General features: G+C 63.6%; 25 protein-coding genes, 1 pseudogene and 1 riboswitch. Of the genes and pseudogenes, 13 read left to right on the forward strand and 13 right to left on the reverse strand.

The window, feature by feature from the left end:
- The 7 genes and pseudogenes from HCZ87_RS21005 to HCZ87_RS09325 form a co-directional block, all read right to left on the reverse strand.
- A pseudogene (locus tag HCZ87_RS21005) lies at window positions 1-167 on the reverse strand (mandelate racemase/muconate lactonizing enzyme family protein); the annotation flags it as partial.
- A gap of 121 nt (window positions 168-288) precedes the next feature.
- Complete coding sequence (locus HCZ87_RS09300; protein ID WP_167643478.1) at window positions 289-1,380, reverse strand: zinc-binding dehydrogenase; 1,092 nt, start codon at window positions 1,378-1,380, stop codon at window positions 289-291.
- Between the two features lie 92 nt (window positions 1,381-1,472).
- Window positions 1,473-2,180: an alpha/beta fold hydrolase gene (locus HCZ87_RS09305; RefSeq protein ID WP_167643479.1), complete on the reverse strand. Its 708-nt coding sequence runs from the start codon at window positions 2,178-2,180 to the stop codon at window positions 1,473-1,475.
- On the reverse strand, window positions 2,173-2,964 hold the full coding sequence (gene pcaD / locus HCZ87_RS09310) for a 3-oxoadipate enol-lactonase (protein WP_167643480.1): 792 nt from the start codon (window positions 2,962-2,964) through the stop codon (window positions 2,173-2,175). The genes HCZ87_RS09305 and pcaD overlap by 8 nt, the downstream gene beginning before the upstream one ends.
- Complete coding sequence (locus HCZ87_RS09315) at window positions 2,951-4,012, reverse strand: threonine/serine dehydratase (protein WP_167643481.1); 1,062 nt, start codon at window positions 4,010-4,012, stop codon at window positions 2,951-2,953. The genes pcaD and HCZ87_RS09315 overlap by 14 nt, the downstream gene beginning before the upstream one ends.
- Window positions 4,009-4,857 carry an alpha/beta fold hydrolase gene (locus HCZ87_RS09320; protein ID WP_167643482.1) on the reverse strand — a complete coding sequence of 283 codons (849 nt, stop codon included), beginning with the start codon at window positions 4,855-4,857 and terminating at the stop codon, window positions 4,009-4,011. The genes HCZ87_RS09315 and HCZ87_RS09320 overlap by 4 nt, the downstream gene beginning before the upstream one ends.
- A 15-nt stretch (window positions 4,858-4,872) precedes the next feature.
- Window positions 4,873-5,562: a haloacid dehalogenase type II gene (locus tag HCZ87_RS09325; protein ID WP_167643483.1), complete on the reverse strand. Its 690-nt coding sequence runs from the start codon at window positions 5,560-5,562 to the stop codon at window positions 4,873-4,875.
- Between the two features lie 178 nt (window positions 5,563-5,740).
- Between HCZ87_RS09325 and HCZ87_RS09330 the strand changes: the two genes are divergently transcribed.
- Window positions 5,741-6,169 carry a peptidylprolyl isomerase gene (locus HCZ87_RS09330; protein ID WP_167643484.1) on the forward strand — a complete coding sequence of 143 codons (429 nt, stop codon included), beginning with the start codon at window positions 5,741-5,743 and terminating at the stop codon, window positions 6,167-6,169.
- A 310-nt stretch (window positions 6,170-6,479) separates the two neighbouring features.
- Complete coding sequence (locus HCZ87_RS09335; RefSeq protein WP_167643485.1) at window positions 6,480-7,550, forward strand: PotD/PotF family extracellular solute-binding protein; 1,071 nt, start codon at window positions 6,480-6,482, stop codon at window positions 7,548-7,550.
- A 99-nt stretch (window positions 7,551-7,649) separates the two neighbouring features.
- On the opposite strand, the gene HCZ87_RS09340 is transcribed toward HCZ87_RS09335, so the two are convergent.
- The 4 genes from HCZ87_RS09340 to fabA all read right to left on the reverse strand — a co-directional run bounded on the left by HCZ87_RS09340 (window position 7,650) and on the right by fabA (window position 10,874).
- Window positions 7,650-8,063, reverse strand: a complete 414-nt coding sequence (locus HCZ87_RS09340; protein ID WP_167643486.1) for a universal stress protein — start codon at window positions 8,061-8,063, stop codon at window positions 7,650-7,652.
- Window positions 8,064-8,256: 193 nt separating this feature from the next.
- Complete coding sequence (locus HCZ87_RS09345; protein ID WP_167643487.1) at window positions 8,257-9,051, reverse strand: enoyl-ACP reductase; 795 nt, start codon at window positions 9,049-9,051, stop codon at window positions 8,257-8,259.
- 5 nt (window positions 9,052-9,056) lie between these two features.
- A complete protein-coding gene (fabB, locus tag HCZ87_RS09350; RefSeq protein ID WP_167643488.1) occupies window positions 9,057-10,286 on the reverse strand; it encodes a beta-ketoacyl-ACP synthase I in 1,230 nt (409 codons plus the stop codon).
- A 78-nt stretch (window positions 10,287-10,364) separates the two neighbouring features.
- Complete coding sequence (gene fabA / locus HCZ87_RS09355) at window positions 10,365-10,874, reverse strand: bifunctional 3-hydroxydecanoyl-ACP dehydratase/trans-2-decenoyl-ACP isomerase (RefSeq protein ID WP_167643489.1); 510 nt, start codon at window positions 10,872-10,874, stop codon at window positions 10,365-10,367.
- Window positions 10,875-11,101: 227 nt separating this feature from the next.
- On the opposite strand from fabA, the gene irrA reads away from it, so the two are divergent.
- The gene (irrA, locus tag HCZ87_RS09360; protein ID WP_167643490.1) at window positions 11,102-11,521 is read left to right on the forward strand and encodes an iron response transcriptional regulator IrrA; all 420 of its coding nucleotides are present in this window, start codon (window positions 11,102-11,104) and stop codon (window positions 11,519-11,521) included.
- A 132-nt stretch (window positions 11,522-11,653) separates the two neighbouring features.
- Here the strand turns inward: irrA and HCZ87_RS09365 are convergent, their stop codons facing one another.
- Window positions 11,654-12,523 carry a hypothetical protein gene (locus tag HCZ87_RS09365; RefSeq protein ID WP_167643491.1) on the reverse strand — a complete coding sequence of 290 codons (870 nt, stop codon included), beginning with the start codon at window positions 12,521-12,523 and terminating at the stop codon, window positions 11,654-11,656.
- Between the two features lie 151 nt (window positions 12,524-12,674).
- Between HCZ87_RS09365 and miaB the strand changes: the two genes are divergently transcribed.
- The 4 genes from miaB to HCZ87_RS09385 all read left to right on the forward strand — a co-directional run bounded on the left by miaB (window position 12,675) and on the right by HCZ87_RS09385 (window position 16,484).
- Entirely contained in the window at window positions 12,675-13,997 is a 1,323-nt protein-coding gene (gene miaB / locus HCZ87_RS09370) for a tRNA (N6-isopentenyl adenosine(37)-C2)-methylthiotransferase MiaB (protein WP_167643492.1), read from the forward strand.
- A gap of 358 nt (window positions 13,998-14,355) precedes the next feature.
- Window positions 14,356-14,940 carry an OmpA family protein gene (locus HCZ87_RS09375; RefSeq protein WP_175582206.1) on the forward strand — a complete coding sequence of 195 codons (585 nt, stop codon included), beginning with the start codon at window positions 14,356-14,358 and terminating at the stop codon, window positions 14,938-14,940.
- 13 nt (window positions 14,941-14,953) lie between these two features.
- Window positions 14,954-15,259: a hypothetical protein gene (locus HCZ87_RS09380; protein WP_167643493.1), complete on the forward strand. Its 306-nt coding sequence runs from the start codon at window positions 14,954-14,956 to the stop codon at window positions 15,257-15,259.
- Window positions 15,260-15,467: 208 nt separating this feature from the next.
- Complete coding sequence (locus tag HCZ87_RS09385) at window positions 15,468-16,484, forward strand: PhoH family protein (RefSeq protein ID WP_167643494.1); 1,017 nt, start codon at window positions 15,468-15,470, stop codon at window positions 16,482-16,484.
- A gap of 82 nt (window positions 16,485-16,566) precedes the next feature.
- Here HCZ87_RS09385 and HCZ87_RS09390 read toward each other — a convergent pair whose 3' ends face one another.
- A complete protein-coding gene (locus HCZ87_RS09390; RefSeq protein WP_167643495.1) occupies window positions 16,567-17,055 on the reverse strand; it encodes a GNAT family N-acetyltransferase in 489 nt (162 codons plus the stop codon).
- 73 nt (window positions 17,056-17,128) lie between these two features.
- Here HCZ87_RS09390 and ybeY point away from each other — a divergent pair, with 73 nt between their 5' ends.
- The 6 genes from ybeY to HCZ87_RS09420 all read left to right on the forward strand — a co-directional run bounded on the left by ybeY (window position 17,129) and on the right by HCZ87_RS09420 (window position 23,220).
- Window positions 17,129-17,641: an rRNA maturation RNase YbeY gene (gene ybeY, locus HCZ87_RS09395; RefSeq protein ID WP_167643509.1), complete on the forward strand. Its 513-nt coding sequence runs from the start codon at window positions 17,129-17,131 to the stop codon at window positions 17,639-17,641.
- A gap of 22 nt (window positions 17,642-17,663) precedes the next feature.
- Entirely contained in the window at window positions 17,664-18,566 is a 903-nt protein-coding gene (locus HCZ87_RS09400) for a hemolysin family protein (protein WP_167643496.1), read from the forward strand.
- Window positions 18,567-18,580: 14 nt separating this feature from the next.
- Window positions 18,581-20,089, forward strand: a complete 1,509-nt coding sequence (lnt, locus tag HCZ87_RS09405) for an apolipoprotein N-acyltransferase (RefSeq protein ID WP_368484109.1) — start codon at window positions 18,581-18,583, stop codon at window positions 20,087-20,089.
- 52 nt (window positions 20,090-20,141) lie between these two features.
- Window positions 20,142-20,190, forward strand: a riboswitch (SAM-SAH riboswitch).
- Window positions 20,191-20,198: 8 nt separating this feature from the next.
- Entirely contained in the window at window positions 20,199-21,380 is a 1,182-nt protein-coding gene (gene metK / locus HCZ87_RS09410) for a methionine adenosyltransferase (protein ID WP_167643498.1), read from the forward strand.
- Between the two features lie 340 nt (window positions 21,381-21,720).
- Entirely contained in the window at window positions 21,721-22,242 is a 522-nt protein-coding gene (locus tag HCZ87_RS09415) for a GNAT family N-acetyltransferase (RefSeq protein ID WP_167643499.1), read from the forward strand.
- A gap of 357 nt (window positions 22,243-22,599) precedes the next feature.
- Window positions 22,600-23,220 (forward strand): hypothetical protein, encoded by a 621-nt coding sequence (locus HCZ87_RS09420; RefSeq protein WP_167643510.1) that lies wholly within the window; start codon window positions 22,600-22,602, stop codon window positions 23,218-23,220.
- The last annotated feature ends 74 nt before the right edge of the window (window positions 23,221-23,294 follow it).

Genomic DNA, 23,294 nt, shown 5'->3' on the forward strand with positions numbered 1-23,294 from the left:
TCCTCGATCACCGCGCGCATGGCGTGCGGGCCGACGGCGGCGGCATAGCATTCGCCCCAACCGATAAGGCCGGTGTCGGTGGTGAGCTTCACAAGGATCCAGTAGCGCCCGCCCCAGCCGGGGCTTGGTGGCGCGGTGATGATGACGTCGAGGTCCTGAAGTTTCATGTCGTTCGGTCCTTGCTGTCAGGCGGTGTCGGTAGAGGGGAGGGGCGCGCGCCGGGGCCGTCGAGGCCCCGGCGCGCGCGGGTCCGGGCCGCAGGCCCGGATCCCGGCGACAGGCGTGGCGTTAGCGGTTGAAGAGGATCACATTGCGCTTGGCGCTGCCGGTCTTGGTGTCGGCGATGGCGGCGTTGATCTCGGCCAGCGACCAGCGGCCGGAGATCAGCTGGTCCAGTTGCAGCCGGCCCTGCTGATAGAGATCGACGATCCAGGGCACATCGCGCTGGATCACCGTATCGCCCATCTTGGAGCCCTGAAGCCCCTGACCCAGCGCCGCCAGCACCACCGGTTCATATTGTGCCTGCTGGCCGGTGTGGGGCATGCCGATCATCACCGCGCGCCCGCCGGGGGCCAGGTAGCGCGGTGCCTGATCATAGGCGGGGATGGCGCCGACGGTGATCAGCACCACCTCCGCGCCTTTGTCGCCAAGCGCCTCTGCCGCCGCGCGCCAGGGCTTGGCCGCGTTGGCCAGCACGCCGTGGGTGGCGCCGAAGTCGCGGGCGATGGCGAGTTTCTCTTCGCTCATGTCTACCGCAATGATGCGGCGCGCGCCGGCGATGCGGGCGCCCTGGATGGCGTTCAGGCCAACGCCACCGGCGCCGATGACCACCACATCCTCGCCCGGGCGCAGCTTGGCAGAATTCACGGCGCCGCCAATGCCGGTGATCACGCCGCAGGAGATCAGCGCCGCCACGTCCTTGGGCATATCGGCGGGGATCCTGACGATCTGGCGGGCGCTGACCACGACCTTTTCCGCAAAAGCGCCGCAGGCCATGGCCTGGACCAGCGGGCGGTCGTCCAAGGTGCGCAGCGGATGGCTGCTGCCGTCATGCGGGGTGGCGCAATTGACCGGGTGACCGGAGGCGCAGCTGGGACAGTCGCCGCAGGCGCGGATCAGGGTGACGATCACGTCATCGCCGATCGCAAAGCCCGCAACCCCGGCGCCAAGGGCGGTGACCCTGCCGGCGGCCTCATGGCCATAGACGGCGGGCAGGGTGCCGCCCCAGCCGCCCTCGGCGTAGGAAATATCGCTGTGGCAGATGGCGACCGCATCCAGCGTCACCTCGACCTCGCCCTGTTGCGGCGGGGCGGGGCGTATCTCCTCGATCTGGAGCGGGGCGCCGAAACTGTGGCAGACGGCGGCTTTGATGGTTTGCATGATCGTCCCTCCGTGGTTTGGTTCACGGTGACCGGGCGGGGGAGGCTCTGCAAGGCGGAAAGCGTCGCGGATGTGTCGTTATTGGCCTCTTGTCAGGGCATCGTTGCGGCAATCTGGTCGATGCAGTCCGCGAGCTCCGCTGGCATGGCGAGGAAGGGCGAATGGGCGCTCTCCAGCACATGCACCGTGTCGCGCGGCCAGTCTGCGACCATGCTTTCTTGGTATTCCGGGGGGATGGTGCGGTCGTTGGCGCAGCGGATATAGGCCTTGGGCAGGCTGCTCCAGATCTCGGGCACTTCGAGCGGGGTGGCCTGCGGCAGGATCGGCTGCGCGCAGAGGTGATCGCAGGCATAGGCCACGGCCTCGGGCGGGCAGTCGTGATAGAAGAGATCAGGCGCGGCCTCGGGGCGGATGTGATAGCTGTGGCCATCGGCGGATTTCACGGCGGCATCGCCGATGGTCTGGCGCGGCCCGGCCTTGCGCATGTCGATCAGCGAGAGGCCGGAGCGGGGCACATAGGCGCAGAGATAGATCAGCCCGCGCGGGCGGGCATGGGCGAGCGCGCCGGTGATCGGATAGCCGCCCCAGGAATGGCCGAGCACCAGCGTTTCGGGGGTGATCTCCGCGGCGACGGCGCGGCAGGTTTCATCCAGCGTCACGCCCTCGGGCGCGCGCCCGTCGTCATGGCCCGGCAGGGTGAGGGGGCGCGGGCTGTGGCCCAGGGCCTCCAGCGCCGGGATCAGGTCGCGCCAACACCAGGCGCCGTGGCAGGAGCCATGTACAAGGAGGATATCAGCCATAATGTCCGGTCTCTTTCAGGAATTTGGTCAGTCGCAGGGCAAAGCCCTCGGGCTGCTCGACAGGGGGCAGGTGCCCGCAGCGGCGCAGCAGGGTGAATTGCGATCCGGGGATCAGATCCACGGTTTCGCGCAGCAGATCGGGCGGGGTGGCGCCATCCTCGCTGCCGGCGATCCCCAGCGTTGGCAGCCGCAGGCCGGAAGTGGGCGTGTAGAAATCCGTGCCCGCGATGGCGGCGCAGCAGCCGAGATAGCCCTCGACGCTTGTGCCCTCAAGCAGGGTTTGTGTGGGGATATGGGCGCCGGATGTGAGGCTGGCGCGGGTGAACCAGCGCTGCATGGTCTCGGCGCTGATTGCCGCCAGCCCGCCGGTGCGGATGACAGCCATATGGCGCTGCCAGATGTCTGGCGTGGCGAATTTGGCGGCGGTATTGGAGAGCACCAGGGCCCGGACCAGATCCAGCCGTTTGACCGCCAGCCCCTGCGCCACCATGCCGCCCAGCGAGAGGCCGACAAAGGCGCAGTCGCGGATCTCGCAGAGCTCCAGCAGCTGCTCGGCGTCACGGATCAGCGCGCCCATGGAATAGGGCCCTTCCGGCACCGAGGATTGACCGTGGCCGCGCAGGTCATAACTCAGGATGCGCAGCCCTTCGGGCAGGCGGGGGAGGACCTCATCCCAGATGCTGTGGTCGGTGCCGAGCGCATGGGCAAGGACCAGCGCCGGGGCCTCGGGCGGGCCGCTGAGCTGATAGTGGATCTGGATATCGCCGAGGTCAGCGCGGGGCATGGGGGGACTTTCTTCTGCTGCGGGCGGAGTTTAACCGCCACGCGCACGAGAGGCCAGATGTGGATTGCTGGCATGGGCGAGGGGCGCTGCCCCTCGCGCTCCCCGGGATATTTCTAAAAAGATGAATGGGGTGGGTCAGGCGAAGCGGCGGAGGGATTTCATCGGGGCGGAAGAGGGCGGCGGCGAGGGCGGCAGCGCCGCCGGGTTCCAGCACGATTTTCAGCCGCTGAAAGGCCAGCGCCAGCGCATGCAGGGCTTCGTCATCGGTGATGCTGAGGCCGGGGCCGCAGAGGCGGGAGATTTCGGGCCAGGTGAGATCGCCCGGCGTGGGGGTGAGGATGGCATCGCAGATCGAGCCGCTGGTTGCGGGGTTGCTTTGCACCTGGCCGCTGCGCAGCGAGCGAGCCATGTCGTCAAAGCCTTCGGGTTCGGCGGGGCGCACGCGCAGATCCGGCGCGCGCGCCTCCAGCGCCAGGGCGATGCCGGTGGTGAGGCCGCCGCCACCGCAGCAGACCAGCACATCGGCCTGGGTGATATTTTCCGCGGCGGCCTGTTCAGCGAGTTCCAGCCCGACGGTGCCCTGGCCTGCGATCACCTGTGGATCGTCATAGGGTTTGATCAGGGTGAGGTTGCGGGCCTCGACCAGCGGCGCGGCGACGGCCTCGCGGCTTTCGCCATTGATGCGATCATAGAGCACCACCTCGGCGCCAAGGGCGCGGGTGTTGTCGATCTTGAGCTTTGGGGCGTCGGCGGGCATCACGATCACGGAGGGCACCCCATGCGCCTGGGCGGCAAGGGCGACGCCCTGGGCGTGGTTGCCGGAGGAATAGGCGATGACGCCGCGTTTGCGGGTCTCTGGGTCCAGCGCCGAGAGTGCCGACCAGCCGCCGCGAAATTTGAACGAGCCTGTGTGTTGCAGGCATTCGGCTTTGACGAAGAGGCGGCGTCCGGCGATCTCGTCGAGGAAGGGGGAAGACAGCAGCGGCGTGCGGCGCGCGCGGCCCCTGAGCCGCTCGGCGGCGGCTTCGATCATGGCAAGCGAGGTCATTGGATGTCTTTCAGAACGTCATGGATGAGGGCGAGCGCGTCGGCTTCGTCCAGAAAGGGGATATGGCCGCGATCCGGCAACTCGACCGCGCGCATCCCGGGCATCTGGCGCTGCATTTCGGCGTAGGTCTTTGCCGACAATATGTCGGAATGGGCGCCGCGGATGACGCCCAAAGGCAGCCTTTTGAGCGCGGCGAACCAGGGCCAGAGGCTGGGGGCTTCGTCCAGTTCGGCAAGGGCGGCGGCCTGGGCCAGCATGGCGTGGCGCAGCCCTGTGTCATAGCGCAGCGCCAGCCCGTCGGCGGTCTGGGTGTAGAAGACCTCCACCTCCTCGCGCCAGCGTTCGGGCGCGACATTGGCAAAGGCGGGGGCCATGGCCTGTTGCAGGGCCAGGGCGGCCTCGGCGTGGGTTTTGGCCTTTGGCGCGCGGCCGAGATAGTCGAAGATCCGGCCGAGGCCCGTCGGGTCGATATCGGGGCCGACGTCATTGAAGATCACCGCCGAGAGCCGCTCTGGCGTGGTTCCGGCGATGGCCAGCGCCACCAGCCCGCCGCGCGAGGTGCCAAGGATCGCGGCGCGCGGCAGCGAGAGGTGATCCATCAGGGCGACGACGTCGCTGGCCTCGGTGAGGATGTTATAGCTGGAGGGGTCCTCGGCATAATCGGAGCGCCCGCGCCCGCGCAGGTCCAGCAGGATCACGCGATAGGCGGAGAGATGCGGCAGCGCATAGCGGAAATCCTGCCCGTCGCGGGTCAGCCCCGGCAGGCAGATCAGCGGCGTGCCATCGGGGTTTCCGTGGGTCTCGTAGTAGAGCGACAGCCCGTCGGCGGTGGTGAAATGGCTCATGGTGGCAATGTCCTGTCAGCGGGTGGCGGCGATCTGCGGGATGGGGCTGAGATCGGCGAGGATGTGATCGGGGCGTCCGGGCAGGCGGTCCATGGGCTCCTGCGCGCGGTTGACCCAGGCGGTGGTAAAGCCGTAGCGCGCGGCGCAGCCCGCATCCCAGCCGTTGGAGGAGACAAAGAGCACCTCGGCCTTTGTGCCGCCAAAGCGCTGGCCGACCAGATCATAGACGGCGGCGGCAGGTTTGAAGATGCCGACGCTTTCGACCGAGAGCACATCATCCAGCAGATCGCCGATGCCGGCGGAATTGACCGCGCCGGAGAGCATATCGGGCGAACCATTGGAGAGGATGCCGGTCTGATATCCGGCGTCTTTGAGCGCGCGCAGCATCGCGGGCACCTCGGCGTAGGCGGCAAGGTTCCAGTAGAGATCCAGCAGGCGCTGGCGCAGCGCGGGGTCTGCGCCCAGATCGGCGGCCTCCAGCGCCCAGTCCAGCCCCTCCTGCGTGACCTGCCAGAAATCCGCGTGATCGCCGGTGACGGCGCGCAGCCAGGTGTATTGCAGCTGCTTGTTGCGCCAGTCGCGGGCCAGCGTGGCCCAGGTGCTGGCCAGCGCGGGGAACTCTGGTTCGGCGGCGGCTTGGCGGGCGGCGGCGGTGACATCAAACAGGGTGCCGTAGGCGTCAAAAATACAGGTCTTGATGGTCATGCGCGGGTCTCCGTAATTGATCGGAAGGTGGCACAGGACGCGCCGGGGTCAATGCGCAAAATTGTGTTGATACGGGGCGACGGGGGGCTTTACACGCGGGCCATGACCTATAGGGTGGCCGCTTTAGCCGGGCGACCATACCCGCAATTCACACTTAAGAACCCGAAAGGGGGTCATTATGACCGCAGTCAAGAACGGCGACACAGTACGCATTCATTACACGGGCAAACTGACGGATGGGACTGTCTTTGACAGCTCCGAGGGGCGCGAGCCGCTGGAATTCACCGTTGGCGCCGGCCATGTGATCAAGGGCATGGATGAGGGAATGCTGGACATGGCCGAAGGCGACAAGAAGGTGCTGGAAATCGCCTGCAACGACGCCTATGGCCCGGCCAACCCCGAGGCGCGTCAGGCGATCCCGCGCGAGGGAATCCCGGATGATGTGCCGTTGGAAATCGGCACCATGCTGCAAATGCAGACGCCCGAAGGCCAGGTGCTGCCGGTGACGGTGGTCGAGGTGGACGAGGCCACGGTGACGCTGGATGCCAATCACCGTCTGGCGGGCGAAGACCTGATCTTTGACGTGGAACTGGTGGCGATCGCCTGATCGCGGCCTGAACCCGGACAAGAGACAAGAAGAAAAGGGGGGGCGGGTTTTCCGCCCCTTTGTCGTATCTGGGGCATGCCGCCGGGCCTGGTGTGGCGTGTCGGTCAAAACAGCGCAAAACCCCTCTCTCCCGCGAGCGGTGGAGGCGATGGGGTGCGGCTGCGTCGGTGAATTTTGTCTAAATTTCAGCGTGAACTTTGGCCGCCGGGGGCTGGTGCGTTTACCGGTTCTTCATGTCCTGTGGCGAGTTTGGCGGCAATCCCGCCAGATGATCATAGCGGGTCACATGTTGATGCCGGAGTCTTTACACATGCGAAAACTACTGTTGAGCGTTGCCCTGACGGTGGGCAGCACCATGGCGCAGGCCAGTGAGTATCTGAATGTCTTCACCTGGGATGGCTATGTGCTGCCCGACGAGGTCGCGGCGGTAAATGATCTGCTGAAAGAGCAGGGCTATGATATCGAGGTCCGTGTGCTTGACACCCTGGCCGAAGGGCCGGAGCAGATGTTTGATGTGATGCGGTCGGGCGATGTGGATGTCTCCTTCCTGACGCTGAACTACATCAACATGGAAGGTTTCCCCTTCTCGAACCTGCTGCAACCCATTGATACCAGCTCGCCGCGGTTGAGCAATGCCGAGGCGCTGCTGCCCGAGCTCAGCGCGATCGAGATGGGCATGTCCGATGCGGGCCCGCTCTATCTGCCGTTTGGCGGTGGGGCCTATGGCATCTGGGCCAATGATGATGCGGTTGCGCAACATCCGAGCTCCGTGTCTGAACTGCTGAAGCCGGAATGGAAGGGCCGTATTTCGCTGACCTCCGGTCAGGTGCAACCCAATGTCGCGCTGGCCCTGATGGCGATGGGGCAGCCGCCGTTCCAGGTGCAGGAGGCTTCTGGAGATCGGGCCGCGATGGCGGCGTTCTCCAAGGCGGACGGGGAGCTGCAAAAGACTCTCAACGCGCTGTATGACCAGGTGGGCTTCTTCTGGAGCGCCGGCCCGGAATTCCGCGATGACCTGGCGTTTGTGGCCTCTTACGGGCCTGGCGCCTCCGCCCATGTGGCCAATGGTGGCAACTGGAGCATCGTGAACTTTGACGAGGGCAATACCGTCTGGCTGGATACGATCAACTTCTCCAAGACGCTGAGCGGCAAAAAGCTGGAAGCGGCAGAGATTTTTGCCAATTATTTCATCGGCAAAGACGTGCAGGAGCGGATCGTGAACGAGCTCGGCATGGTGGCGGCGACAACCTCGGTCGCGGCCAATCCGATGCTGGACGCCAACCCGGAGTTCTTTGCCCAGGAGCTGTTCTGGCCGCCCTACACCAAAGTGGCCAACAATGTGATGAACATGCTGTCCAAACGCGCCTCGGGCGATCACTGATCGCGCCTGTCGCCGCCGGACCGGCCGATAGATCATATAGAAAAGGGCTGACCGCGGGTCGGCCCTTTTTGCTGTGTCGCGGCGCTCAGGCGACCCCGGTCAGAGGCGCACCACATAGACCGAGCAATCGGCGTGGGTGACCACATGGCTCGCGGTGGTGCCAAGCAGGTAATCCTGCACCTTGGGGTTGGCCGAGCCCATCACGATGACATCGACCTTGCGCTCTTCGGCCAGTTTCACGATCTGGCGATGAACCGCGCCTTTGCGCACCACGGCTTCCATCTCCACGCCGTCGGCGGGGTGGCTGGCGATGAATTTCTGGAGCTGCTCGCGCCAATAGGTCTCGGAATCATAGATATTCAGATTGCGCTCCATCTCGGGGGCGACGGTGACCAACAGCAACTTGGCGTCGCGGCGCCGTGCCATTGCCACAGCTTCGTTATAGGCGCTGTGGTCCAGCTTCAGGTGACGAAGATTGACAGGGCACAGGATCAGGTTTGTATCACGGGGCATTTGGGCCTTTCTGCGGGTCTCGCTGGGTCCTGGGGCAAGGTTCGGGGGGTAAAGTTCAGGCCAGCATGCATATCAAGGGGTAAATTTGCAAATAACCCCGATGCGGCCTGCAAGCTGTGGCTCTGGGGGAACAGAAAAAGGCGCCCCCGGGAGAGGGGCGCCTTCTTGCGTCAGAACAGTCGCCGTGCAGCGGTCAGAGATGATCCTGCTGCGGCATGCCGAGGATGTGAAAGCCGCCATCAACCCGGATGATTTCGCCGGTGGTATAGGCGCCCGCGTCCGAGGCGAGGTAGACGGCGGTGCCGCCCACGGCCTCCAGCGTCGCATTGGAGCGCAGCGGCGCGTTTTGCTCGGTGTGTTTATAGGTCTTGCGCGCGCCGCCAATGGCCGCCCCGGCAAGGGTCTTCATCGGCCCGGGCGAGATTGCATTGACGCGGATGCCATCGGGGCCCAGGTCATTGGCCAGATAGCGCGTCGCGCTCTCCAGTGCGGCCTTGGCCACGCCCATCACATTGTAATTCGGCGTCACCCGGTTGGAGCCGCCATAGGTCAGCGTCAGCAAGGTGCCGCCGCCGTTTTCCTGCATCAAGGGATAGGCGCGGCGCGCCACCTCGATAAAGGAATAGGCGGAGATATCCATCGAGTTCTTGAAATTCGCCCGGCTGGTGTTGATGAAGCGGCCCGTCAGTTCCGATTTGTCGGAATAGGCCACCGCATGCACGAGGAAATCAATCGTCGGCCAGCGCGCGCCGAGCTGTTCAAAGGCCGCATCCAGCGAGGCATCATCGGTGACATCCACATCCACCATAAAATCGCTGCCCACGGTCTCGGCGAGCGGGGCGAGCCGCTTGCCAAAGGCTTCGCCCTGATAGGTAAAGGCCAGCTCGGCCCCTGCCTCATGCATCGCCCTGGCGATCCCCCAAGCGATGGAGCGGTCATTTGCCACCCCCATGATCAGGCCCCGTTTGCCGGCCAAAACTCCTGTCACGCGCGTTATTCCTTGTATTTGCTCAGAATCATGGAGCCATTGGTGCCGCCAAAGCCAAAGCTGTTGGTCATGACACTGTCGAGCCCCGCGTTTTCAACATATTGCGTCGCCACTTCGCCCGGCTCGATCCCCTCGGCGAGAGTGTCGACGTTGATCGAAGGGGTGATGAAATCATTGTCCAGCATCAAGAGGCAGAAGATTGCCTCCAGCGCGCCGGCTGCGCCCTGGGCGTGGCCGGTCATGGATTTCGTCGAGGAGATCGGCGGCACCTTGCCCGCGCCGAAGACGCGGCGGGCGGCTTCGACCTCGCCCACATCCCCCACCGGCGTCGAGGTGCCATGGGCGTTGATATAGCTGACCTTGCGGCCCTCGGGCAGCGTGGACAGCGCCAGGCGCATGGCGCGCTCGCCGCCCTCGCCGGAGGGGGCCACCATGTCATGGCCGTCGGAGGTCGCGGCAAAGCCGGTCACCTCGCCATAGATCCTGGCACCGCGCGCCAGCGCATGCTCCAGATCCTCAAGCACCACAATGCCGCCGCCGCCGGAGATCACAAAACCGTCGCGGTCCGCATCAAAGGCGCGGGAGGCTTTTTCCGGCTCGTCGTTCTTCTTGGAGGACATCGCGCCCATGGCGTCAAACAGGCAGGAAAGGGTCCAGTCCAGCTCCTCGCCGCCGCCGGCGAACATCACGTCCTGCTTGCCCATCATGATCTGTTCAGCCGCATTGCCGATGCAATGCAGCGAGGTGGAGCAGGCCGAGGTGATCGAGTAGTTGATGCCCTTGATCTTATAGGCGGTGGCCAGGTTGGCCGAGATCGTCGAGGACATGCATTTGGGCACCGCAAAGGGCCCGATGCGCTTGGTCGCGCCGGTTTTCAGCACGGTCTGATGCGCGGTCAGCATCGAGGAAGTGGACGGCCCGCCGGAGCCCGCAATCAGCCCGGTGCGCTCGTTCACCACCTGATCCTCGCCCAGACCCGCATCGGCGATCGCCTGACCCATGGCGATATGGGCATAGGCGGCGCCGGGGCCCATGAAGCGCAGGGTGCGTTTGTCCACATGTTCGGCCGGGTCGATCTTGAGCGTACCGGCGACCTGGCTGCGAAAGCCATGCTCGGCCATTTCCGGGCTGGCGACGATGCCGGACTTGCCGGCCTTCAACGAGGCGATAACCTCTTCGGCATTGTTCCCGATCGAGGACACAATCCCCAGACCGGTGACGACGACGCGACGCATGATGCGTACTCCTGTACTCGTGTGATGGGGCGGAGCCCATTCCTGTGCCTGTTCTCGTGCGAGCCGTGATCCGGCAGATCAGCTCTCGGACAGCGCCACTTTCATGTCCTTGACCTGATAGATCACCTCGCCATCCGCTTCCACGATCCCGTCTGCGACGCCCATGGTCAAGCGGCGGGTTTGAATGGCCTTGGTGAAATTGATGCGATAGGTCAGCATTTTGCGATCCGGGCGCACCATGCCGGTCAGTTTGACCTCGCCGACACCCAGCGCATAGCCGCGCCCCTGCCAGCCGCGCCAGCCAAGGTTGAAGCCGGTCAGCTGCCACAGACCATCGAGGCCAAGGCAGCCGGGCATGATCGGGTTGCCGGGGAAATGGCAGTCAAAGAACCACAGATCCGGGGTGATGTCGAATTCGGCAATGATATGGCCCTTGCCATGTTCGCCGCCATCGGCGCTCACCTCGGTGATGCGGTCCATCATCAGCATCGGCGGCGCGGGCAATTGCGCATTGCCGGGTCCAAACAGCTCGCCTCGTGCGCATTTAAGCAGGTCTTCCTTGTCAAAGCTGCTGGGATATTGGGCCATCTGCGGGGCTACTCCTGCCTGTGGGTCTGAATTACTGTCTCTGCCCCCATTAGCATCGGGTTTATATGTCCTGCAAGGGCGGCGCTTTGCTGCACCTGCGAGAGCCCGAGGCCGGAAATACCGCTTTTCGGCAGGAGGGTTGCGCGATGGTCTTTGCAAATCCAATTGAAAACCGTCATCATCCTCCGATATAAGAGCCCAGTAGCCGGAAGCAGTAGGAAGGTGACATGACACCGACCCATGTCGAGAACGCCAACAAATGGCTGATGAAAGCGGGCCTGCGCCCGACACGTCAGCGTGTGACCTTGGCATCTCTGCTTGTTGGCGATGGTCAGCATCGGCATGTCACCGCAGAGAGCCTGTTTGACGCTGCCAAGGACGATGGTGCCGCGGTCTCCCTGGCCACAGTCTATAACACGCTGAGGGCGTTCTGCGATGCGGGCGTGTTGCAGGAAATCACGGTGGATGGCTCCAAGAGCTATTTTGACACCAATGTGCATGATCACCCGCATTTCTACTGGGAAGGCGACAGCCGCGTCACCGATGCACCGTCGGATGAGCTGGTGATCCAGTCCTTGCCCGCCCCGCCCGAGGGGATGGAGATCGCCTCGGTCGATGTGGTGATCCGCCTGCGCAAGAAAGCCTGACCGCCTCTCCCGCCGGCACAGCGCATGGCGCGCAATCGTTTTGTCAGCGCTTCATCTTTTTACAAATATCCCCGCCGGAGGCCACAGCCCGCCTGCGGGCTGTTCTGCCTGCATACCGTCTCAGAACCACTGTCAGAACCACTGACCAGGTTCCATCAACCCCAGATCCAGAAGCTGGCGCGAATGCCATTCAAAGGGCACGCTGTTGAGCCACTGAAAGCTCTCTATTCCCGTGGTCGATCCCGGATTGCGCTTCAGCGCCTTGGCGGTGCGAAAGGAACAGACCGTCGCGGTCAGATTGTGATGCCAGGGGCAGGCGTAGGTATTATATTCCTGATCGCTGAAACTGTGATCGAGCTTGAGCGTCAGGTCCTTTTTTGCACGAAACAGCGCGATCCGGTCGATTTTGCGGCTGATTTGCGGGATATGCTCCTCATGGCGCCACCGCAACCCGCCAAAAAAATCCAGCTGCCGTTCGCGCGGATGGCCGGTGGCGGGATCCAGGCGGGATTGCGCGTAATAACCGGATTTGTCGAGACAGGCCGCTTCGATCGCCACCGCGTTGGGGTGGCTGTTCAGGTCGGCGGCATAGAGGTCGATCACATAGGTCAGCATCGCATCGCGGCGCTCTTCGGTGTGAAAGGCCAGCATCTCGGCCACCGTGCGGGTCTCGCAGAACGGGTAGAACAGATATTCCGCGTTATAGCAGTAATAGAGCCAGCAACCGGCTGGCACGGCGGCGATCACCTGGTTGACCGCCACCTGCGCCGCATCGGGGCTGAGGCAATCATAGCTGACCCGGGTGATCCGCGGCGCCACGTCCGTTGGCAGTTTGAACGCATCGGGCATAAAGGCCACCACGGTGGCAAAGCCGCAATCCAGATGGTGGCGCAGGGTGGAGCCAATCTCCACGTCATCCTCGACAAAGATCAGCGCCACCGGCCCTGCGGCGAGCTGCGGTGCGCCCTGCGTCAGGAACGCCTCCAGCGAAACTTGGGTCATAGGCGGGCTGTCCTCTGCTCTGGCCCGGGCGGGTCCCGGCTGTTGTCTGGTCTTTATCGTTAAAATCGGGTAATTGCCCTGCCATTGCAAGCGGTGGCATTTCGCGCTAAGGCCCCGCCGCTCCCATCCGACCCGCAAAGGTATCCCGCCCATGTCCGCGCCCAAGAAGCTTTATATCAAGACCTACGGCTGTCAGATGAACGTCTATGACAGCGAACGCATGGCCGAAGCGCTGGGCGGGCAGGGCTATGTGGAAACGCAATCGCCTGATGACGCGGATATGATCCTGCTGAACACCTGCCATATTCGTGAAAAGGCGGCCGAGAAGGTCTATTCCGAATTGGGCCGCTTCAAGGGGCTGAAGGCCGAAAAGCCGGATCTGAAAATCGGTGTTGCGGGCTGTGTGGCCCAGGCCGAGGGCGAGGAGATCATGCGCCGCCAGCCTTTGGTGGATCTGGTGGTCGGCCCGCAGAGCTATCACCGCCTGCCTGAAATGGAAGCCAAGGCAGGCGCGGGGGAGAAGGTGCTGGACACCGATTTCCCCGAGGAAGACAAATTCGAGAAGCTGAAGTCACGCCCCAAGGCCAAGCGCGGCCCGACCGCGTTTCTGACCGTGCAGGAGGGTTGCGACAAATTCTGCGCCTTCTGCGTGGTGCCCTATACGCGCGGTGCCGAGGTCTCGCGCCCGGCGGATCGTATCCTGCGCGAGGCAGAGGATCTGGTCGAACGCGGCGTGCGTGAAATCACGCTTCTGGGTCAGAACGTCAACGCCTATCACGGCGCCGGTCCCAATGGTGACATGACGCTGGCGCAGCTCATCTGGGAGCTCGACAAGGTGGAGGGGCTGGAGCGCATCCGCTTTACCACCAGCCATCCCAACGACATGATGGATGACCTCATCGAGGCGCATGGAAGCTGCAAAAAACTCATGCCCTATCTGCATTTGCCGGTGCAGGCGGGATCGGACAAGATCCTGAAAAGGATGAACCGTTCGCATACTGCCGAGAGTTATATCCGGCTGATCGAGCGCATCCGCGCGGCGCGGCCGGATATCCTGATCTCGGGCGATTTCATCGTCGGCTTTCCGGAAGAATCTGACGACGATTTCCAGGCCACAATGGATCTGGTCGAGGAGGTCAAATATGGCACCGCCTATTCGTTCAAATATTCCACCCGCCCGGGCACCCCGGCGGCGGAGCGCGCCCAGGTGGACCCCGCCGTGGCGGACGAGCGGCTGCAACGGCTGCAAGCGCTGCTGACCCGTCAGCAACGCGAAGTGCAGGACAGTATGGTGGGCCGCGAGGTGGGCGTGTTGTTTGAAAAACCGGGCCGTCTGGCCGGGCAGATGATGGGCAAATCCGACTATCTGCACGCGGTGCATGTGGCTGATTGCGATGCTCAGATCGGCGAGCTGAAGCGGGTGCGCATCCTGTCCTCCGGGGCGAATTCCCTGGCGGGTGAGCTGATCGGCTGACCTTCCGCCGCTGCGACGCCGTGCCGCCTGCGCCGCGTTGCCCTGGGCAGTCAACGGGGCGCAGCGCAGATCTGGCGGTAAACGGGGGCAGGATCCCAGGCCACGAACGCGGGCCGCGATTCGAGCGGCGCAACGCCACGGCTTGGCGCATGATCGAAAATGCGCGCCCTTGTCGCGGGGTAGTGAATTGCGAAACGATTCCCGCCCTGTGTCCAAATTGTTTCTTGGTGCCAGCTTAAATCGGCGGAAAATCACTTCGCGCTGGCGTCAAATTCAGAAAAAGTTAGTGTAAATTCGTGAAACAAGCGGGGCCTGGGGGGTGCAGGGTTCGCGTATTCCCTATGGGGTAAGATAGAGGATGCCTGTTGTGATTGATCATCTGATGAGCAAAGCCTGCGCGACGCTGGCAGCGGTGGCTGCTGTGGTCTGTCTCGGCTCTGCGGCGCCTGCGTCGGCGCAAGAAAGCCGGACCATTACCGGTGAACGCTACGTTCCCACCATCTGGGTGGACCCGGACGGCTGTGAACATTGGGTCATGGACGACGGCGCCGAGGGCTATATGTCGCCGCATGTGACGCCGGATGGCAAGCCGGTCTGCCGGGTTGGCCAGCTCTGCGGCATGATGCCGACCGACCAGTTCTTTGCGACGGATCGCTACAACATCAACGCCGCAGGTCGGGCGCGGTTGCAGGACTGGTTCCAGAAGACCATGCCCGGCACCCGCTATTTCGTGATCGCAGGTCACACCGACAGCCGCGCCTCTGATGAGTATAACATCGCCCTGTCGCAGCGCCGTGCCAATGCGGTGGCGGAAGTGGGCCGTTCCGTCGGTGCGCGTATCCGGGACATTCGTGCCTATGGCGAACGCAGCCCGCGTGTGCCCAATACCAGCGCCGCCAATATGGCGGAAAACCGCCGCGTTGAAATCTATTGCGTGCGCTAAGGAGAGCTAGAGTATGACGTATATCAAAGGACTCGTGGCGCTTGGTCTCGCGGCTTCGGTTGCCGCTTGTGCGCCGGCTTATGACAAGACCCGCGACCGCAATATCTGGGACGGCAAGAACGGCGACCTGTCCGCGATGGAAGCCGGTATCTGGGTCGATCCGCAGGGCTGTGAGCACTGGATCATCGACGATGGCGTCGAGGGCTATCTCGACCTGCGCCGCACCCCCGATGGCAAGCCGGTCTGCAACAGCGAACTGCCGAGAAACACGGCGGTTGGCCCGTTCAAACGCGGTTCGACCTTCCCGGATTCGATCTGATCCGACGCCCGATCCGGGCGCAACAGAACAGACAGGCGGTGCCCCGAAGGGCGCCGCCTTTTTTGTGGGCGAGATGTGGGGCGGCCCGGCGCGGCGCGCAATAATTGTTTCAGTCGCGTGAAATTGCGCTGCCCTATCGCTGCGCGCCCTTGCGCCGCCCTCGCCGCAGGGGCAGACTGGAACGGTAATCTCAAGACAGGAGAGCCGTTTGGCCACAAGTGTTCTGCCCCCGTCCTCCGAGCACGCCGCAGCGCCCGAAGTGCTGCTGGAATTTCCTGACAACCGACTACTGATAGAGCTCTGCGGTGAATTTGACCGCAACCTGGCCGAGATCGAGCAGCGCATGGGCGTGCAGATCCTGCGCCGGGGCAACCAGCTCTTGGTGCATGGCGATGCCGATCAGCGGCAGGCAGCGGCGGAGCTTCTCGCCACGCTTTATGAACGATTGGAAGGTGGCCGCCCGGTGGAGCATGAGGATATCGACCGCGAAATCCGCCTGGATCGCTCTGACGAGGAGGGCGAAGTCGGGCCGGACCGGCAGATGGAGATGTTCTCTGGCGGCGCGGTGGAGATCAAGACCCGCAAGAAGCTGGTCGAGCCGCGCACGGATGCGCAAAAAGCCTATGTGAAGAATCTCTACGAGCACGAGATGGCCTTTGGCATCGGTCCGGCTGGCACCGGCAAGACCTATCTGGCGGTGGCTGTTGGGGTGTCGATGTTCATCCAGGGGCATGTGGACAAGATCATCCTCTGCCGTCCGGCTGTCGAGGCGGGCGAGCGGCTGGGGTTTTTGCCCGGCACCCAGGAGGAAAAGGTCGATCCCTATATGCAGCCGCTTTATGATGCGCTGAATGATTTTCTTCCGGGCAAGCAGCTGGCCAAGCTCAAGGAAGAGAAAACCATCGAGATCGCGCCGCTGGCCTTTATGCGGGGGCGGACCCTGTCCAATGCCTATGTGGTGCTGGATGAGGCGCAGAACGCCACCACCATGCAGATGAAGATGTTCCTGACCCGCCTGGGCGAGGGCTCCCGCATGGTGATCACCGGCGACCGCAGCCAGGTGGACCTGCCGCGCGGGGTGCAATCCGGTCTGCGCGATGCGGAGCGGTTGCTGAAACAAATCCCGAAGATTTCCTTTAATTACTTCACTGCCAAGGATGTGGTGCGTCACCCGCTGGTGGCGGCGATCATCGAGGCCTATGACGCGGATGAGGCTTCGGCCTGACGCGTTCTTGCGGGCGGCGCGTTCTGTGGCCCGGTTGGGAGCCTCCGGCGGGGATATTGGGAAAAGATGAAAGAGGGGCGGATCAGCCCGTCAGGTTGATCTGCATGAAGGCGCTTTCGGGATGGGCTGTGTAGTCGCCAAAGGGGGCGCAGTAGCGATAGCCGAGCCGCTCATAGAGCGCGCGGGCGGCGTCAAAGGGCGGCAGCCTGTCGGAGCCGGTCTCCAGCAGGAGTTGCTCTGCGCCCGCGCTGCGGGCGATATCATGCAGGGCCAGCATCAGCTGGCGGGCGATGCCCTGGCCACGGGCGGCGCTGGCGACGTGAACGGATTTGATTTCCATCCGGCCTGCGCCCAGATCCTTGAGCGCGGCGCAGCCAAGCGCGCTGTCGCCGCGATAGGCGGCGAAAAAACGGATGTCGGGGGATTGCAACCCCTCGATGTTCAGCGCATGGCAGGCCTCTGGGCTGCTGGTGCTCGAGGTATGCGCCTCATGGGCCAGCAGCAGTGGGCGGACGTCCTGGCCGTCGGGGTCTGCGGCGCGGATTTCAAGCGGGCTGGACGGGGCGGACATGAGGGGCTCCTCTGGTGGTGGTTTTGCTGAGGAAAGCGGCTATTTTTGCCCGGGGTCAAGAGAAGGCAAGCGGTTGATGCTGGATGTTGTGATGGAAGATGCGCGCTGGGAGGGTCTGGCGCTGCAAAAACAGGCAGAGGTGGCGGTGGCGGCGACCCTGGATCATTTGCGGCTGAGCAAGGAGGACTGGGAAGTCACCGTTCTGGGCTGCGATGATGCGCGGATTGCGGATCTGAATGCGGAGTTTCGCGAAAAGCCCAAACCAACCAATGTGTTGAGCTGGCCCGCGCAGGAGCTGGCGGCGGTCGAGGAGGGCGGCAAGCCCGCGGCGCCGGAGGTCGATTTTATGGGAGATGCGACGCTGGGCGATATTGCGATTTCCTATGACACCTGCATGGTGGAGGCCGCCGAGGCTGGCAAGGATCCGCTGCATCACGTGATCCATTTGCTTGTTCACGGAACATTGCATCTTTTGGGGTATGACCACATTCGTGACGGGGATGCCACGGTGATGGAAGCGTTGGAAGTCGAGATACTTGGCAAACTGGGGCTGGCGGACCCATATATGAGTGAGGACGGGTCGTAACGGGCCCCTTTGGATTGGAAAAATGGGCGACATAGAAGGCAGTTCTAGCGCAGCGCAGGGCGCGCTGACTGGATTTGAAAACTCGGGACCGGAGACGAACGGGGCGGAGACGCCCGGGTTCCTGAGCAAGTTTTTCGGGAGTTTCTCCCCGACAAGTGACGCAAACCCTCCACAAGGTGAGGGGGAGGCGTTTCTGGCGGACCCACCGCCGGGCATGATGAACCTGCGCCGGTTGCGGGTGGAAGATGTGGCGATCCCCGCGGCAGAGATTGATGCCGTGCCGGTGACCATCTCGCGCGAGGATCTGGTGCAGGTGTTTCGCGACACCGGGTTCACCCGCATTCCCGTCTACGAGGGCACGCTGGATACGCCGCTTGGCTTTGTGCACCTGAAAGATTTCGCCCTGACCTATGGGTTTGACTGCGAGCGCGCGGATTTCGCGCTGGCAGAGATGTTGCGGCCGTTGCTGTTTGTGCCACCGTCGATGCCGATCGGGGTGTTGCTGACCAAGATGCAGGCGGAGCGGCGCCATATGGCCCTGGTGATCGACGAGTATGGCGGCGTGGACGGTCTGCTGACCATCGAGGATCTGATCGAACAGGTGGTCGGAGAGATCGAGGATGAGCATGACAGCGGCGAGGATCAAACCTGGGTGCGGGAGAAACCGGGCTGTTACATCGCTCAGGCCCGCACGCCGCTTGGTGATTTCGAGGCGGAGATCGGCCTGCCGCTGACCCGCCACGAGGATGTGGATGGCGAAGAAATCGACACGCTCGGCGGGCTGGTTTTTATGCTTTCGGGCCGGGTGCCGGCGCGGGGCGAGGTGATCCAGCACCCAGAGGGGGCGGAGTTCGAGGTGGTTGACGCCGATCCCCGCCGGATCAAGCGGCTGCGGGTGCGTCTGCCGGGTATTGCCGCCGAATGAGGGGACAACCTCTGGTGCGTAGTCTCGGCCTTTTGGGGCTGGGTTTCCTTGCGGGCGCGGTGATGTCGCTGGGGCTGGCACCGGTTCAGGCGGTCTGGGCCGCGCCGCTGGCGCTGATTGTGATCGCGGTCTTGTTGCTGCGGACGGAGCGTCCGCTGCAGGCGGGTGCCTTGGGTTGGCTGTTTGGCTGTGGCTATTTCGGCTTTGGCCTCAGTTGGATCATGGAGCCCTTCCAGGTGGATGCTGCCGCCGATGGCTGGATGGCGCCCTTTGCGCTGGCCGGGCTTGCGGCCGGGCTTGCGCTGTTCTGGGCGCTGGCGTTTTGGGGCGCGGCCTGGCTGGCCCGGGGCGGTTGGCGGCTGGTGGCGCTGATGGGCTGCTGGATCCTGGCAGAACTGGCGCGGGCCTATGTGCTGACGGGGTTTCCCTGGGCGGGATTTGCGCAGCTTGCCATGCCCGAGGGCGCGGCGCTGCGGGCGGTGCCCTGGATCGGGGCGCAGGGATTTACCGGCCTGTTGCTGTTTGCGGTCCTGCCTTTGGCGATGATGTGGCGCCGGCCGTTTCAGGCCCTGGCGCCCATGGTGGCCGTGCTGGCGAGCTTTGCCTGGATGCCGCGGGGGCCGGAATTCGGCGGCGATCTGCCCCTGACAGACCACAGCGTGCGTCTGGTGCAGCCAAACGCCCCGCAAGCGGAGAAATGGCTGCCGGAGAAGCGCTGGCTGTTTGTGCGGCGCATGCTGGAGCTCACCGCCGCGCCGACGGCTGATGGCGGCCGCCCGGATCTGGTGATCTGGCCCGAGACGGCGATCCCGACATTGCAGAACTATATCGACAGCGACAATCTGCGCCCGCAATTGCTGGCGGCGGCGGATGGGGCAGAGCTGCTCTATGGGATTCAGCGTCGCGAGGACGGGCAGTATATGAACTCCGCCGTCGTGATGGCGGCGGATGGCGCGGTCCTCGACATTTATGACAAGGTGCATCTGGTGCCCTTTGGGGAATACATGCCGCTCCCATCCCTGTGGCGACGGTTCGGCGTCTTCGGCCTCGCGGCCCGCGCCGACAGTGGCTACGCGCCCGGCACGGACCGGGGGCTTCTGGACACCACCGCAGGCCGGGCGCTGCCGTTGATCTGCTACGAGGGCGTGTTTGCGCAGGATGTCGGCGCCGTCGCCAAGCGCGCCGATTATCTGGTGCTGATCACCAATGACGCCTGGTTCGGCAGCTACTCCGGCCCCTATCAGCATCTGGTGCAGGCGCAGCTGCGCGCCGCCGAGCAAGGTCTGCCGATGCTGCGGGTGGCCAATACAGGCATCACGGCGGTGATTGATCCCTATGGCCGGATTAGCGAGAGTCTGGCGCTCAATACCGCCGGCTCTCTGGATGCACGCCTGCCGGCCGCATTGCCGCCGACGCTCTACAGCCGCACAGGGGATTGGCCCGCGCTTTTTGCGGCGCTTTTGCTGATCACTGTCGCCCTGGGGCCACGCTTGCGCGCGAAAACGCGAGGAACACTTGCTTAACCTCCTTCAGGTATAGATGTGACAACACACAGGGACGCGTTGTGCGTTCTGATCGCCGCCACAACGGCTTCCTGACGTGGCGGTTTACCTCTAGTGGAGCACTTCTCTCATGAGCCGCAAGAATTACACTTTTACCTCGGAATCCGTTTCCGAGGGGCACCCGGACAAGGTTTGCGACCGGATTTCCGATGCTGTCCTCGATGCGCTGATCGCCGAGGAACCGGAGGCACGCGTTGCCGCTGAAACCTTTGCCACCACCAATCGCGTGGTGATCGGCGGCGAGGTTGGCCTGTCGGATCAAGCCAAGCTGAAGGACTATATGGGCAAGATCGATTCGATTGCCCGCGCCTGTATCAAGGACATTGGCTACGAGCAGGACAAATTCCACCACGAAACGGTGGAGATCACCAATCTGCTGCACGAGCAATCCGCCCATATCGCCCAGGGCGTCGACGCTGCGGGCGACAAGGACGAGGGCGCCGGTGATCAGGGTATCATGTTCGGCTTTGCGACGGATGAAACCGACGCGCTGATGCCGGCACCGATCCAGTTCTCCCACGCGATTCTGCGCCGCCTCGCCGAAGTGCGCAAGAACGGCACCGAACCGGCGCTGGGCCCGGATGCAAAATCGCAGATCTCGGTGCGCTACGAGGATGGCAAGCCGGTGGAGGTGAGCTCCTTGGTGCTTTCGACCCAGCATCTGGACGAAAGCCTGACCTCCGGCGACATCCGCGCCATGGTGGAGCCCTATATCCGCGAGACCCTGCCCGAGGGCTGGCTGACGGACAATACCGTCTGGCACGTGAACCCGACCGGCAAATTTGTCATCGGCGGCCCTGACGGGGACGCGGGTCTCACTGGCCGCAAGATCATCGTTGATACCTATGGTGGCGCCGCGCCGCACGGGGGTGGGGCCTTCTCCGGCAAGGATCCGACCAAGGTGGACCGCTCCGCCGCCTATGCCGCGCGCTATCTGGCCAAGAACATCGTTGCCGCAGGCATGGCGAAGAAATGCACCTTGCAGCTGTCCTATGCGATCGGCGTGGCGGCGCCGCTGTCGATCTATGTGGACACCCACGGCTCCGGCGAGATCCCGGATCAGGTGATCGAGGGCGCGGTGAGCCAATGCATGGACCTCACGCCGCGCGGCATCCGCACCCATCTTGGCCTCAACAAGCCGATCTACCAGCGCACCGCGGCCTATGGCCACTTTGGCCGCGCACCAGAGGCCGACGGCGGTTTCTCCTGGGAGCGCACCGACCTGATCGAGGCGCTGAAAAAAGCCGTCTGATCGCGGGCACCTCGCGTATCCGGTCAAGACAGATCAAGGGCGGGAACATTCCCGCCCTTTTTATGCTTCCAGCGTCGCGACGCCGATGGACGGAAGCGGGCCGTGACGCCTGGGGCGGTCTGACGCGACACCACGCAGGATCAACGCCGGCCTGCCAGGTCGCAGACCTGACCGTCTGTGTGAAACGCAAGCGGCAATTCAGCCGAAGTGCGGCTCAGGTCTACAAGGGGCCATTCTGTCGAAAGCTGCACCATGGGTGAATGGCGGCATTCGGTTGCGCGGGAGTGGTATCTATGCCGTAATTGGCTGGAACCCATGTCTGTGACTGGAAAGGCAACCAATGAACAGCCTCACGGCCGCCCCCATGCTAACGAGCGAACGATTGGTTTTGCGTGGTCCCGAACGGGGTGATCTGCCTGCGTTTACCCGTTTCATGACCAGTGCCCCTTCGATGGAGGCACAGGGAGAGACCATCACTGCAGAAGAGGCATGGTTCGGATTTCTGACTGGCATCGGTCACTGGCACTGGCGCGGTTTCGGCTTCTTTACAGTCGTTGAAAAGCGGACAGGGCAGCCTGTTGGCCGCGTGGGCTTGATCAAGCATTCGAATTGGCCGGACGTAGAATTGGCTTGGCATCTGTTCGAGGGCGGGGAGGGGAAAGGCTTCGCCACCGAAGCTGCAATCGCCGTCATGAAATGGGCTTGCGAGGATTTGGGGTTAGACAAGCTATACAGCTACATCGACCGGGAGAATAGTCGTTCACAGGCTGTGGCCAAGAGACTCGGTGCTTTCAAGGATGGAACGCGGGCACCGCATGAACCAGAGGCGGAAGTGTGGGTCCATTTGATGGAAAACCTATGAAGAAAAGCTGATGGACATGCTTAGAGCCGCCGTTCGTCAGCATCCATCGAACAGCAGAAAAGTCCGCTCATCGGCGCTTCGCTTGCCGTGCGTCAAGGGTCCGGGTTGGATCAACAGTGCCTGACGCAGGTCGCGGGTGATACTCAACCACATCGCCGCATCAAGCCAAGGATATGGAAGCTTCGGCAATGCACGCCCGGCTCCTGGGATACATAAGCGGTAGCTCGAGAACGGGTTTGCCCTCACAGGTGCGAGGGGGCTATGCAGGGGAGAGAGGGGTCGGAGATCGGGAGACGCAGAGTGACGGCAACACCAACGGGATTTCGGGCGCGGGTCAGGCTGGGGCTGCTCAGCCTTCTGGGCGCGGGGATTGCGACGGCAGGTCTGGCGCTGGACAGCGGCGGCGAGCGTTTCTTTGTGGAGGGGGCGACGCTGGTCTTTGACACCGAAAACGTCGGCGAGGATCAACCGAGCGAGATTGTCATCGAGGACATCGAGCGGCTGCGCGCGTTGTTGCAGGAGAGCCCCGACGTGACGGAGCTGCGGCTGAACTCCGGTGGCGGCAGCATCTACGCCAGCTCCGAAATCGCCTGGATCGTGTCGGATTTCGGGCTGGACACGCAGGTCGACGGCGAATGCATCAGCGCCTGTGTCGATATCTTTCTGGCCGGGGCGCGGCGGCGGATGACGCTGGGCTCCAAGCTGGGGTTCCATCGCCGCTCCTGGTCGCCGGAGTCGGTGGAGGGCTATTACAACGACCTGCGCGAGGGGCGCGGCTGGGATACGCCCTTTGTGTTCGGCTCCTGGATCTACGAGGACACCCAGCGCGAGATGTATGAATATCTGAACTACTTGGTGCAGCGGGGCGTTGACGCGGGTTTTGCGATAGAGACGCTCAGGGTGGATTCCGGCGATGAATGGTATCCCTCGCGGCTGCGCCTGATCAGCGCGGGCGTGCTGCGCGAAGAGGCCCCCTGAGGCGGCGCCCATAGCGGGTGTTGCCGTGCCGAACACGCGGGGCAGGGGGTGCAGGTCGCTTGACCTTGCGCCGC

Source organism: Phaeobacter sp. HF9A (genome assembly GCF_011806385.1).
In the GTDB taxonomy this organism is placed as follows: domain Bacteria; phylum Pseudomonadota; class Alphaproteobacteria; order Rhodobacterales; family Rhodobacteraceae; genus Epibacterium.

Coding starts and splice junctions, on each gene's coding strand:
- HCZ87_RS09315 (WP_167643481.1), bottom strand. CDS start 4,012: ATGACCTCGCTTGCCATGATCGAAGCCGCCGCCGAGCGGCTCAGGGGC.
- HCZ87_RS09375 (WP_175582206.1), top strand. CDS start 14,356: ATGCCTGTTGTGATTGATCATCTGATGAGCAAAGCCTGCGCGACGCTG.
- HCZ87_RS09335 (WP_167643485.1), top strand. CDS start 6,480: ATGCGAAAACTACTGTTGAGCGTTGCCCTGACGGTGGGCAGCACCATG.
- HCZ87_RS09380 (WP_167643493.1), top strand. CDS start 14,954: ATGACGTATATCAAAGGACTCGTGGCGCTTGGTCTCGCGGCTTCGGTT.
- HCZ87_RS09365 (WP_167643491.1), bottom strand. CDS start 12,523: ATGACCCAAGTTTCGCTGGAGGCGTTCCTGACGCAGGGCGCACCGCAG.
- irrA (WP_167643490.1), top strand. CDS start 11,102: ATGACACCGACCCATGTCGAGAACGCCAACAAATGGCTGATGAAAGCG.
- HCZ87_RS09300 (WP_167643478.1), bottom strand. CDS start 1,380: ATGCAAACCATCAAAGCCGCCGTCTGCCACAGTTTCGGCGCCCCGCTC.
- HCZ87_RS09325 (WP_167643483.1), bottom strand. CDS start 5,562: ATGACCATCAAGACCTGTATTTTTGACGCCTACGGCACCCTGTTTGAT.
- fabB (WP_167643488.1), bottom strand. CDS start 10,286: ATGCGTCGCGTCGTCGTCACCGGTCTGGGGATTGTGTCCTCGATCGGG.
- HCZ87_RS09320 (WP_167643482.1), bottom strand. CDS start 4,857: ATGAGCCATTTCACCACCGCCGACGGGCTGTCGCTCTACTACGAGACC.
- HCZ87_RS09305 (WP_167643479.1), bottom strand. CDS start 2,180: ATGGCTGATATCCTCCTTGTACATGGCTCCTGCCACGGCGCCTGGTGT.
- HCZ87_RS09390 (WP_167643495.1), bottom strand. CDS start 17,055: ATGTCCGCCCCGTCCAGCCCGCTTGAAATCCGCGCCGCAGACCCCGAC.
- fabA (WP_167643489.1), bottom strand. CDS start 10,874: ATGGCCCAATATCCCAGCAGCTTTGACAAGGAAGACCTGCTTAAATGC.
- miaB (WP_167643492.1), top strand. CDS start 12,675: ATGTCCGCGCCCAAGAAGCTTTATATCAAGACCTACGGCTGTCAGATG.
- HCZ87_RS09340 (WP_167643486.1), bottom strand. CDS start 8,063: ATGCCCCGTGATACAAACCTGATCCTGTGCCCTGTCAATCTTCGTCAC.
- HCZ87_RS09400 (WP_167643496.1), top strand. CDS start 17,664: ATGGGCGACATAGAAGGCAGTTCTAGCGCAGCGCAGGGCGCGCTGACT.
- HCZ87_RS09330 (WP_167643484.1), top strand. CDS start 5,741: ATGACCGCAGTCAAGAACGGCGACACAGTACGCATTCATTACACGGGC.
- HCZ87_RS09415 (WP_167643499.1), top strand. CDS start 21,721: ATGAACAGCCTCACGGCCGCCCCCATGCTAACGAGCGAACGATTGGTT.
- metK (WP_167643498.1), top strand. CDS start 20,199: ATGAGCCGCAAGAATTACACTTTTACCTCGGAATCCGTTTCCGAGGGG.
- pcaD (WP_167643480.1), bottom strand. CDS start 2,964: ATGCCCCGCGCTGACCTCGGCGATATCCAGATCCACTATCAGCTCAGC.